The organism is Georgenia yuyongxinii (assembly GCF_006352065.1).
GTDB lineage: Bacteria > Actinomycetota > Actinomycetes > Actinomycetales > Actinomycetaceae > Georgenia > Georgenia yuyongxinii.
Map to the genome: position 1 here is coordinate 3,057,132 of NZ_CP040915.1, position 11,409 is coordinate 3,068,540.

Genomic DNA, 11,409 nt, shown 5'->3' on the forward strand with positions numbered 1-11,409 from the left:
TTTAGTGAAACTGCTGCTCTTCGGTGGACCCGCGCAGCGCCAGGGTGTCGCTGCCGGGGTTGAGCGCGGTGGAGACGAGGTCGAAGTAGCCCGTGCCGACCTCGCGCTGGTGCTTCGTGGCGGTGTACCCGCGCGGCTCGGCGGCGAACTCCTTCTCCTGCAGCTCGACGTAGGCGCTCATGCCCCGCGCGGCGTAGCCCTCGGCCAGCTCGAACATGCCGTGATTGAGCTGGTGGAAGCCGGCGAGGGTGATGAACTGGAACGTGTAGCCCAGCTCGCCGAGCTCGCGCTGGAAGCGGGCGATCTCCTCGTCGGTCAGGTGCTGCTTCCAGTTGAACGACGGCGAGCAGTTGTAGGCGAGCATCTTGCCCGGGTACTCGGCGCGGACGGCCTCGGCGACCTGGCGCGCCAGGCCCAGGTCCGGCGTCGACGTCTCGACCCAGATGAGGTCCGCGTACGGGGCGTAGGCCAGGGCGCGGGCCACGACGACGTCCGGGCCCGGCTCGGTGCGGTAGAAGCCCTCTGCGGTCCGCTCGCCAGTGGTGAACGCCTGGTCGCGCTCGTCGACGTCGGAGGTGATGAGGTTCGCGGCGAGGGCGTCGGTGCGGGCGACGATGATCGTGGGCACACCGAGGACGTCCGCGGCCAGGCGGGCGGCGTTGAGGGTGCGCACGTGCTGGCGGGTCGGGACCAGGACCTTGCCGCCCAGGTGCCCGCACTTCTTCTCCGAGGCGAGCTGGTCCTCGTAGTGCACGCCCGCGGCGCCAGCGGCGATGAGGGACTTGGCCAGCTCGAACGCGTTGAGCGGGCCACCGAAACCCGCCTCGGCATCGGCCACGATCGGCGCGAGCCAGTCGAAGCCCGGGTCGCGGCCCTCGGAGAAGGTGATCTCGTCGGCGCGCAGCAGGGCGTTGTTGATGCGGCGGACCACGGTGGGGACGGAGTTGACCGGATAGAGGGACTGGTCGGGGTAGGTGTTGCCGGACGTGTTCCCGTCCGCGGCGACCTGCCAGCCCGAGAGGTAGATGGCCTGCAGACCCGCGCGGACCATCTGCACCGCCTGGTTGCCGGTGATCGCCCCGAGGGCGTGCACGTAGTCCTTGGTGTGCAGCAGCTCCCACAGGCGCTCGGCGCCGCGGCGGGCGAGGGTGTGCTCCTCGCGGACGGTGCCGCGCAGCCGGACGACGTCCTCGGCGGTGTAGTCGCGGCGGATGCCGGCCCAGCGCGGGTCCGTGGCCCACTGGCGCGCGAGCTCCGCGGCCTCGGCGCGCTGCCGCTCCGTCACGCTCCGCTGCTCGGTGACGGTCCGCGGCCCGGTGCCCGGCTGCTCGGTGGTGGTCTCCTGCTCGGTGGTGGTCTCCAGCGTGCTGGTCATGTCGTTGGCTCCTCGTTCTGCGAACACCCCGGCAGGTGCGGGGTGAAATTGGCTGTGAGTACACAGTGGGGGCGTGACGGGGTTCACATCTATCGCTACTTTGGGTGAAGTTCTTTCGTTCTTCACCGAGGGAGAAGAAGTGCGCCCTGCAGTCTCATCGCCGACGGCGGAGCCTCCCGGCGGGGTCGGCTCGCCCGACCCGGCCACGCCCGCCGCCACTCCTACCGGCCTGTCCCCCGCCACCCCGGCCGAGACGCCCGAACCCGACGTCGACCTCGCCACCCTCGGCGCCCGCATCCGGCACGCCCGCCAGGCCAGCGGTCTCACGCTCGCGGCCCTGGCCCGCCAGGTGGACCGGGCGCCGTCGCTCCTGTCCCAGATCGAGAACGGCCGCAAGGAGCCGCGGCTGGCGCTGCTGGGCGCCATCGCCCGCGCGCTCGGGGTGAGCGTGGCGGACCTGATGCGCGCCGAGCCGCCGTCGCGTCGCGCGGCACTGGAGATCGCGCTGGCCCAGGCGCAGACGCGGCCGCAGTACGCCGGGCTCGGGCTGCCCGAGGTGCGGCCCAGCGCGAAGCTGCCAACCGAGGCGCTCGAGGCGCTCGTGGGCCTGCACGCCGAGGTAGGCCGGCTGGCGTCCGTGCGCTCGGCCACCCCGGAAGAGGCCCGCCGCGCCAACGCGGCACTACGCCAGCGGATGCGGTCGCGGAACAACTACTTCGCCGAGATCGAGCGGCTCGCCTCGAAGATCTCCACGGCCATCGGCCACGGCGCCGGGCCGCTGACCGAGCGCGGCGTGAACGACGTGACGGCGCACCTGGGCTTCACCCTGCACCGCGTCGCGGACCTCCCGCGGGCCACCCGCTCCGTGACCGACCTGCGCCACCGGCGCATCTTCTTGCCGGTGGCGTCCAACGGCGGGCACGACCCCCGCCACATCGTTCTGCAGACCCTCGGCCACTTCGCCCTGGGCCACGAGGACCCGCGCGGGTACGCCGACTTCCTGCGCCAGCGGGTCGAGGCCAACTACTTCGCCGCCGCGCTGCTCATGCCGGAGAAGCCGGCGGTGCAGTTCCTCAAGGGCGCCAAGGCCGCCAAGGCGCTGGCGATCGACGACCTGCGTGACGTCTTCGCCGTCTCCTACGAGACCGCCGCGCACCGCTTCACCAACCTGGCCACCGAGCACCTGGACCTGCCGGTGCACTTCATGCGGGTGGGCGAGGACGGGGTCATCTACAAGGCCTATGAGAACGACGACGTCACGTTCCCCACCGACGTCACCGGCGCCATCGAGGGGCAGATGGTGTGCCGCTACTGGGCGTCCCGAGCGGTGTTCCACAACCCCGACCGCTACTCCACGCACTACCAGTACACCGACATGGGGCGCGGCACGTACTGGTGCACCACCCACGTCGAGCGCACCGGGTCCGGGGACTTCGCCATCGACGTGGGGGTGCCGTTCGCGCACGTGAAGTGGTTCCAGGGCCGGGAGACCTCGGTACGGGCGACGTCGTCGTGCCCGGACCCGGCGTGCTGCCGCCGTCCCCCGGAGGAGCTGGCCGCCCGGTGGGGCGCGCACGCCTGGCCCAGCGCCCGCGCGCACTCGCACCTGCTGGCCGCCATCCCGCCGGGCACCTTTCCAGGCGTGGACGACACCGAGGTCTACGAGTTCCTCGACCGGCACGCCACATGACTCGCCGGGCAGTCAGCGCGGCAGGCCTCTGACATCTCGGGGTGATCGGGTGACATCTCGAGGTGATCGGGTGACATCTCGAGGTGATCGCCTGACATCTCGAGGTGATCGGACTTGCAGCTAGGCGCCGGTGCGGTGGGCCACGCCCGGCGCGCCGCCGTTCTGCTCGATCGCCACGCGGAGGATGCCGCCGGCGCGGTCGAGGGCGGTCTGGGTCTGGGCGGGAGCGAGCCCGGTGAGCAGGACGAGGATGGCCCGTTTGACCGAGCCGTCCACGCCGGTCAGCGCCGCGGCCGCCTCCCCGGCCCCCACCCCGGTGGCGCCCATGACGGTGCGCACCGACCGCGCCTGGAGCTTCTCGTTGGTCGCCTGCAGGTCGACCATGATCCCGTGGTAGGTCTTGCCCAGGCGCACCATGCTGAGGGTGCTGAGCATGTTCAGGACGAGCTTTTGCGCCGTGCCGGACTTCAGCCGGGTCGATCCCGCCACGATCTCCGGGCCGACGACGACCTCGATCGGGACATCGGCCAACGCCGCGATCGCGGAGCCCGCGTTCTGCGAGATGGCGACGGTCAGGGCCCCGACCGAGCGGGCGTGGTCGAGACCGCCGACCACGTACGGGGTGCGGCCGGAGGCGGAGATGCCGACGACGACGTCCCGGTCGGTCAGCCCGAGCCCAGCGAGCTCGGCGGCGGCCGCATCCTGGTCGTCCTCGGAGTTCTCGATCGCCCGGTGGATGGCGTCCGGCCCTCCCGCGATCAGCCCGACCACCAGTCCCGGGTCCGTGCCGAACGTGGGGGGGCACTCGCTGGCGTCGAGGACGCCGATACGGCCGGCGGTGCCCGCTCCGACGTAGATCAGCCGGCCGCCGCGCCGCATCCGCTCGACGATGCCGTCCACGGCCGCGGCGATGGCCGGCGCCTGCGCGCAGACGGCTGGCGGGACCTTGGCGTCCTCGGCGTTCATCTCCCGCACGAGCTCGATGGTGCTGAGCGTGTCGAGGTCGGCACCGGTGGTGCTGACCTCTTCCGTGGTCAGCGAGGAGAGCTCGTCCAGCAGCTGGTCGAGGCGGGCGGGGTCGTCACTGAGCACGGTGGATGTACCTCTCGTGGGGCAGATCGCGTCGAAGGGCGACGGCGCGCGCACCGTCGAGAGCTGTGCCGGCCGGGTCGGTCGGGGTCAGGCCCCGCTCGCGCAGCGCGGCGGCCAGGCGCGCCGCGAACCAGGGCGACTGGGTGAGGCCGCCGAGCACGCAGACGTGCCCGGCGGGGTCGGTGGGATCGACGGCCGCCAGGGCGGCGTCGGCCAGGTGGGCCACCGCACGCTCGGCGATGGCCAGGGCGACGGCGTCGCCCGCCTCGGCGCGGCGCAGCACTGCGGGGGCGAACCGGGCGAGCTCCTGCCCGGGGTTGGACGACGCCGAGACCCAGCGCGCGGGGTCGCTCTCGGGGGCGATGACCGCGGGCAGGTCCTCGCTCAGGGACGTGACCGGGCGCAGCCCGCTCTCAGCACCCAGGACCGCACGGATGCCCTCGCGCCCTAGCCAGGAGCCACCGCCGAGGTCACCGAGCTGGGGGCCCCAGCCGTCGACGCGCCGCAGGGTGCCGTCCGGGGACAGGCCGAGTGCGACAGCGCCGGTGCCGGCGACCAGGGTGACGCCGGCCGCGCCACCCAGCGCGCCGACGTGCGCGGTGATGGCGTCGGAGGTGACTGCGACGGGCAGGTGAAGGCGTGCGACGAGGGCTTCGGCGATCTCCCCGGCGGCGGCCGGGTCCGTCAAGGTGCCGGCGGCTCCAACGCCGACGGCGACGGGTGACTGTCCGTCCGGCAACCTGAGCTGGTCGACGAGGTCCGCGACGATGCCGGCGATCTCTGCTGGCCCGCCGTGGCTGGCAGCCCCGGCAGCGCCGGCGCGCTCGGCGGAGGCGACCGTCCCGTCGGCCGTGAGCGCGGCGAGGCGGCACCGCGTCTTGCCGAGGTCGATACACAGCGTCAGCCGGGTGTCCTGCACCATCGCCGCACCTCCTCGCTAGCCCAGGGCTGATGTAAAGCGTATACGTCGAACGGCGCTTCGCTGTAACCTATTTTCAGCACAGGGTCGCGCATACTGCAAGCACCCACCGCTCGAGAGAGGTTCACGTGAGCGTCCAGTCGACCATCGAGGCCGCCACGGGGTCTCTGTCCCCCTCGCTGCTGCGCATCGCCAACGAGATCCGGGAGAACCCGGCCATCGTGCTCGACAGCACCATCAACGAGCTCGCGGAGGCGTGCGGCACTTCGGTGGCGTCCGTCGTGCGTTTCTGCCGCGCGATCGGACTGAACGGCTACACCCAGCTGCGCATGATGCTGGCCACCGAGCTGGGCAAGGAGTCGGCCCAGTTCGGCGGTTCGACGAGCTACGGCTCGGACATCACCAAGGGCGAGTCGATGCGCGAGATGGCGCAGAAGATCGCCTCGCTCGAGATACTGGCGATCGAGGAGACGATCAACTACCTCGACTACGCCAGCCTCGAACAGGCGGTGGACGCGCTCGACAACGCCGAGCGGATCCTCCTCTACGGCATCGGCGCCAGCCAGGTCGTCGCGGAGGACCTCCAACGCAAGCTCTTCCGCATCGGCCGCAACGCCTTCGCTCCCACCGACCCCCACGAGGCCTGGGCCGCTGCCGCACTGCCGGTCACCGGGGTGGTCGCCGTCGGGTTCTCCCACCTGGGCGAGACGCACGAGACGCTCGACTTCCTCCGTCGCGCACGCGACAACGGCGCCCGGACCATCGGCGTGACGGGGGCCAAGGGCTCGACCCTGAGCAAGCTCGTCGACCACGCCCTGTTCACCGAGGTCCGCGAGACCAAGTTCCGCGCCGGCGCCATGGTCAGCCGGATCGCCCAGCTCGCCGTCGTGGACTGCATCTTCGCCGGCGTCGCGCAGCGTCGCTACGACTTCACAGTCGAGGCACTGCGGCGCACGCGCGAGGTGACCCAGAGCGCGCGGGGCAGCTGAGCCCACACCCGGGCACCAACGGACTTCCCCTCCACCGACAACCGGGCGCCTGCTCCATCGGGACCTCAGCGGCATAGCCCCCCACGTCGCCGGCCCGTCACGAAGTCACGATTCTGTAAATCAACTCCGCCGCCACACGCGCCGGTGAAAAAACTTGCCAACGTGGGCCCGATGTGATTACTGTCGAGCACGAGCAGGGCGACAAGGCCGCCGCCCGCACCGTTGAGAGGAACGCGAGTGCCCACGACCGATCTCACCGTCGCTCTCCGGACCTTCGCGCCCGGGGACGGCCGGGCCCTCGCCGAGGCGTGGACCGAGGCGGCGCCGCAGGACGCCATGACCGAGCGCCGGCTGCGCGACCTGGTGCTGCTCGACCGCAACTTCGACGCCGACGGCCTCTTCGTCGCCGAGCAGGACGGTCGCGTCGTCGGCTCCGCCTACGCGGTGCGCCGCCGGGTCGCGCACGACCGCGACGACCTGGAGCCCGGCACCGGCTGGATCCCGTACTTCTTCGTCGCGCCCGCCGCCCGCGGCAACGGGCTCGGACGCAGGCTCGTCGAGGCCGCGATGAGCTGGCTGAGGGCGCAGGGCGCCCGGGAGGTGTTCTTCTCGAACTACACCCCGAACTACGTCCTGCCCGGCCTTGACGCCGCCCGCTACCCCGCGGCCGCCCGGCTGCTGGCCTCACTCGGGTTCTCCGAGGTCGAGCACCCCAGCGCCATGGACCGTTCGCTCATCGGCTACCAGATCCCCGCGGACGTCCGGGAGCGGGTCACCCGGCTGCGCGCCGAGGGCTGGTACTTCGGATCGCCCACCGGGGACGACCTCGTGCCGCTGATCCGCATCGCCGGCGAGGCGTTCAACTCCGACTGGGCCCGGGCTATCCGCGAGGGGGTGCTCAGCGGGATGCCGCTGGAGCGGATCCTCGTCGCCAAGGACCCCGCGGGGGTGCTACTCGGCTGGGCGATGCACGGCACGTACGAGGCGGTCATCGAGCGTTTCGGACCCTTCGGGGTGCTCCCCGAGAGTCGAGGCACCGGCCTGGGCAAAGTGCTGCTGCACCTGACCCTGGAGCGGATGACCGCACTCGGCGCACACAGCGCCTGGTTCCTGTGGGCCGACGAGGGCTCCACCGCCTCCAAGCTCTATGAGCGCACCGGCTTCGCGCCGACCCGTACCTTCTCCATCCTGCGCGCCCCGCTGGGCTGAAAGCGCACCACTCGACGCGACCACAAGCCCGTCCGGCCCGGCCGGAGGCCGTAGAAAGGACCACCATGACAAAGACGGTCATCGCCGTCGGCGGCCACATCGGGGACATGGAGCTCACCGCCGGCCCCACGCTGGCCAAGGTGGTGCTCGAGGGCGGCCGCGCCATCATCGTGGACTGCACCTACGGCGAGCGCGGCCACCCGCGCCTGGCCCCCAGCGTCTACAAGGAGCAGAAACTGCACGAGGCGACGTTCTTCGCCGAGAAGATCGGGGCGGAGCTGGTCACCCTCGACTACTCCGACGGGTTCCTGCCCGATGACGAGGCCGTCGCGGAACAGGTCGCCGAGGTCATCCGCGGCGCCAAGCCGGACATCCTCATCACCCACTGGATCCGCAGCATGCACCGCGACCACGAGCGTGCCGCTCAGGCCGCGCTGCGCGGTGCCTTTCTCGCCTCCATCCCCATCGAGGAGCTCGACGCCGAGCGCCACTCCGTGCCGACGATCCTCCACGCCGAGAACTGGGAGGACATGGACGGCTTCGAGGCCGACACGTTCTTCGCCATCCCCGAGGAGGCGTACGCCCGGTGGCGAGAGGGCATCCAGGAACACGCCTTCGCACGCGGGGAGACCTACGGCTTCCGCTTCATCGACTACTACTCGGCCCTCATGGAAGTGAAGGGCTGCCTGGTCGGGGAGAAGCGGGCCGCCGCGTTCAAGACCGCCGGCAACGAGAAGTTCGCCCTCGCCGGGCCGTGACCGTCCTACCCACACCGACCCCCGATCCACAAGGAGCATCCTGATGAAGAAGTCACTGCTCGCGGCCACCAGCCTCGGCACCGCACTCGCCCTGACCCTCGCCGCGTGTTCGGGTGGCGGCAACGCCGGCGACTCCGGCACCACCGGCGGAGCGGGGGGCGACGGCGCCCAGCAGGTCACGTTCCTCACCCACTGGGGCCCGGAACAGGTGGGCATGCTCGAGGAGGCGGCCGCCGCGTTCACCGAGGACAACCCCGACATCACCGTGAAGGTGCAGGCCGTGCCGTTCGGCAACCTGCTCTCCACCCTGCGCACCCAGGGCGCCTCCCCCGACGGCCCGACCATCGTGGGCATCTACGACGCCTGGCTGCCCGAGCTGGTTCGCGACGGCCTGGCCGCCCCCGCCCCCGACGACGTCGCCGGTGAGGTGGAGGCAAACTGGCCGGAGAGCGTCGTCGGCGCCGCATCCCAGGAGGGCGCCGTCCACGGCATCCCGAACGAGGTCGACCTCTACCAGCTCAACTACAACAAGGCGATCTTCGACGAGGCCGGCGTCGCCGAGCCGCCGGCCGACTGGGACGCCCTGGTCGACGCGTCCACGAAGATCAGCGCGACCGGGCCGCAGGGCATCGGGTTCATCACTAGCTGGAACTCCGGCGCGGTGCACCCCTTCCTCTCCCTGCTCGCCTCGAACGGTGGCAGCTTCCTCAACGAGGACGGCACCGCCTCCGAGCTGACCAGCCCCGAGGCGATCGAGACCGCCGAGCTCTACCAGCGCCTGGTGGACGAGGGCCTGACGGACCCGTCGAAGTCGACCGCCAACGCCAACACCACCGGTCCGTACCTGGACAACTTCGTCAACGGCAACACCGGCATGATCATCATGGCCAACTGGTGGGAGGCCTCCCTGCAGGACGCCATGGGTGACTCCTTCAGCGACGTCGGTACCGCCCCCATCCCGGTGGGCCCGAGCGGCTCGGAGTCCTCGTCGATCTCCTACTCGTGGATGACCATGGTCAACGCTAACGCCGAGGACGCCACGCAGGGCGCCGCGTGGGAGTTCCTCAGCTGGCTCAACGGCCCGGACTCCGGCGAGGCCGGCTCCTCGGCCATGGGTGACATCCTCCTCTCGATGGGCATCCTGCCCTCGCGCAACTCGGACATCGAGGCCCACTCCGAGGAGCTGGAGACCGAGTTCCTCAGCTCCTACGTCGCCGCGCTGGACACCGCCACGCCGTTCCCGACGGTGCTCGGCGGCCCGGCCGCCACGGACGCGCTCCAGCGTCAGATCGAAGCCCTGCTCAACGGGCAGGTCGACGCGCAGACCGCGATGAAGACGGCGGCCGCCGACGTCGACGCCGCCCTGGCCTCCGCCCAGTAGCACGCCAGTGGCCGGGGCGGCAGCCCCGCCCCGGCCACGGCCCCGCACCGCCCGAACCGAACGAACCGCCCGAACCGAACGAACCGCCCGAACCGAACGAGGATGTGACGACGCAGTGACCACGCTGAAGGCCGTGGGGGAAGGGCCCGCCGTGCGGGTCCTGCCCCCGGCCCCCCGCTCCCGGAACCGACGGCGCACACAGGCAGGCTGGTCGGCGCTGTTCCTCAGCCCCACGCTGCTGATCATCGGCACCTTCATCGTGGTGCCGATGATCATGACGGTGTGGATCAGCTTCCACCAGTGGTCGATGTTCACCCCGATCAACGACATGACGTTCGTCGGCCTGGACAACTACGCCCGGCTGCTGACCGATTCCACCCGCGTGCAGGCGGTCGCCAACACGGCGGTCTACGTGGGGCTGAGCGTCCTGTTCACGGTGCCACTGGCGCTGCTCGTCTCGCTCCTGCTCTACTTCCCGACGCTGCGCGGCAAGCACGTCGTGCGCGTCATCCTCTTCGCCACCTATGTCATCCCCACGGTCGCCATCGTCATCATCTGGTCCAACATCTACGCCCCGGGGTACGGGCCGCTCAGCGCCTCGCTCGAGGCGATCGGCATCCCCTCGCCGGCGTGGCTGAGCGATCCGTCATGGGCGCTGGTCTCACTGGTCATCTTCAACGTGTGGCAGATGCTCGGCTACTACGTGATCCTGCTGACCGCGGGGCTCACCCAGATCCCCGAAGAGCTCTACGAGGCGGCGAAGCTCGACGGCGCCGGCATCGTCCGCCGGACCGTCTCCATCACGGTCCCACTTCTCCGCCGCTCCTTGGTGTTCGTCATCCTCATGACATTCATCAACTCGATCCAGGTGTTCGACCCGATCTACCTGCTCACCCAGGGTGGCCCCGCCGGCTCGACGAACGTCGTCTCCTTCGAGATCCAGCGCTCCGCCTTCCAGTACGGCGTCGCCGGCGAGGCGAGCGCCATGGCCGTGTCGCTGTTCATGATGATCGTGGTCATCGGCGCCGTGCTGGGCATCATCATGAAGGGACGCGCCAAGTGAGTACCGCCGTCGTCACCGCCTCTGCCCCCGTCCGGCCCGCCGCGGCCCGCCGGAAGCTCCCCGCACGGCAGGTCGTCACCCGGGTGGTTTTGTACCTGCTGCTCGCCGTCGTCGTGCTGATCCCGCTCTTCCCGCTGTACTGGCTGGTGATCTCCGCGTTCAAGACGCCCGCCGAGTTCGTGCAGATCCCGCCCACCCCCTTCCCCGCCGAGCCCACGCTCAACCCGCTGACGACGGCGCTGACCGACGTGCCGTTCTTCCGGTCGATGGCCAACAGCGTGATCATCGCCGGCGGCGCCACGATCTCGGTGGTCATCACCTCGATCTTCGCCGGGTACGTCTTCGCCAAGCACCAGTTCCGCGGCAAGGACGTGCTGTTCTGGGCGATCGTGTCGACGATGTTCCTGCCGCCGATCGTCACCCTCGTGCCGCTGTACCACCTGGTCTCCAGCATGGGCCTCGCGGACACCTACCTCGGCGTCATGCTGCCGTGGCTGGCCAACGCGTTCGGCATCTTCCTCATGCGGCAGTTCATCATGGAGGTGCCCGACGAGCTGATCGAGGCGGCCCGGGTGGACGGCGCCGGCGAGCTGCGGATCGTGTGGCAGTTCGTCATCCCGCTGCTGAAGCCGGCCGTGGTCACCCTCGCGGTGTTCATGTTCGTCTACGCGTGGAACAACTTCCTCTGGCCGCTGTCCATCCTGCGCTCGGAGGCGATGTACCCGGTGGTGCTCACCCTCAACCGGTTGATGTCGTACACGATGAGCTTCGAGTTCCAGAATGTCGTGATCGCCGGCGCCCTTGTGGCGTCGCTTCCCACCCTGCTGGTCTTCCTCGTGGCCCAGCGGGTCTTCGTCCAGGGGATCGCCTCCACCGGCGTGAAGGGCTGACGTTCGTGCCCGGCACGCCTGCCCCCCGGATCGCGGCGGGCGC

At 70.6% G+C, this 11,409-nt stretch carries 10 protein-coding genes; 7 read left to right on the top strand and 3 right to left on the bottom strand.

The window, feature by feature from the left end; translation table 11 throughout:
* Position 1: 1 nt before the first annotated feature.
* Positions 2 to 1,375 (bottom strand): isocitrate lyase, encoded by a 1,374-nt coding sequence (gene aceA / locus FE374_RS13925; RefSeq protein WP_139929787.1) that lies wholly within the window; start codon positions 1,373 to 1,375, stop codon positions 2 to 4.
* Between the two features lie 139 nt (positions 1,376 to 1,514).
* Here aceA and FE374_RS13930 point away from each other — a divergent pair, with 139 nt between their 5' ends.
* Positions 1,515 to 3,065: a helix-turn-helix domain-containing protein gene (locus tag FE374_RS13930; RefSeq protein WP_230978320.1), complete on the top strand. Its 1,551-nt coding sequence runs from the start codon at positions 1,515 to 1,517 to the stop codon at positions 3,063 to 3,065.
* 120 nt (positions 3,066 to 3,185) lie between these two features.
* Here FE374_RS13930 and murQ read toward each other — a convergent pair whose 3' ends face one another.
* Both murQ and FE374_RS13940 read right to left on the bottom strand, forming a co-directional pair.
* Positions 3,186 to 4,157: an N-acetylmuramic acid 6-phosphate etherase gene (gene murQ / locus FE374_RS13935; protein WP_139929789.1), complete on the bottom strand. Its 972-nt coding sequence runs from the start codon at positions 4,155 to 4,157 to the stop codon at positions 3,186 to 3,188.
* Positions 4,147 to 5,079: an N-acetylglucosamine kinase gene (locus FE374_RS13940; RefSeq protein ID WP_139929791.1), complete on the bottom strand. Its 933-nt coding sequence runs from the start codon at positions 5,077 to 5,079 to the stop codon at positions 4,147 to 4,149. The genes murQ and FE374_RS13940 overlap by 11 nt, the downstream gene beginning before the upstream one ends.
* A 125-nt stretch (positions 5,080 to 5,204) precedes the next feature.
* On the opposite strand from FE374_RS13940, the gene FE374_RS13945 reads away from it, so the two are divergent.
* The 6 genes from FE374_RS13945 to FE374_RS13970 all read left to right on the top strand — a co-directional run bounded on the left by FE374_RS13945 (position 5,205) and on the right by FE374_RS13970 (position 11,366).
* The gene (locus FE374_RS13945; RefSeq protein WP_139929793.1) at positions 5,205 to 6,065 is read left to right on the top strand and encodes a MurR/RpiR family transcriptional regulator; all 861 of its coding nucleotides are present in this window, start codon (positions 5,205 to 5,207) and stop codon (positions 6,063 to 6,065) included.
* 237 nt (positions 6,066 to 6,302) lie between these two features.
* Positions 6,303 to 7,274 carry a GNAT family N-acetyltransferase gene (locus tag FE374_RS13950; protein WP_223173544.1) on the top strand — a complete coding sequence of 324 codons (972 nt, stop codon included), beginning with the start codon at positions 6,303 to 6,305 and terminating at the stop codon, positions 7,272 to 7,274.
* Between the two features lie 65 nt (positions 7,275 to 7,339).
* Positions 7,340 to 8,032, top strand: coding sequence for a PIG-L deacetylase family protein (locus FE374_RS13955; protein ID WP_139929795.1), 693 nt, complete (start codon positions 7,340 to 7,342; stop codon positions 8,030 to 8,032).
* A gap of 43 nt (positions 8,033 to 8,075) precedes the next feature.
* Complete coding sequence (locus FE374_RS13960) at positions 8,076 to 9,413, top strand: ABC transporter substrate-binding protein (protein ID WP_139929797.1); 1,338 nt, start codon at positions 8,076 to 8,078, stop codon at positions 9,411 to 9,413.
* A gap of 115 nt (positions 9,414 to 9,528) precedes the next feature.
* The gene (locus tag FE374_RS13965; RefSeq protein WP_139929799.1) at positions 9,529 to 10,476 is read left to right on the top strand and encodes a carbohydrate ABC transporter permease; all 948 of its coding nucleotides are present in this window, start codon (positions 9,529 to 9,531) and stop codon (positions 10,474 to 10,476) included.
* The gene (locus FE374_RS13970; protein WP_223173545.1) at positions 10,473 to 11,366 is read left to right on the top strand and encodes a carbohydrate ABC transporter permease; all 894 of its coding nucleotides are present in this window, start codon (positions 10,473 to 10,475) and stop codon (positions 11,364 to 11,366) included. Before FE374_RS13965 ends, FE374_RS13970 begins: the two co-directional genes overlap by 4 nt.
* Positions 11,367 to 11,409: the final 43 nt, after the last annotated feature.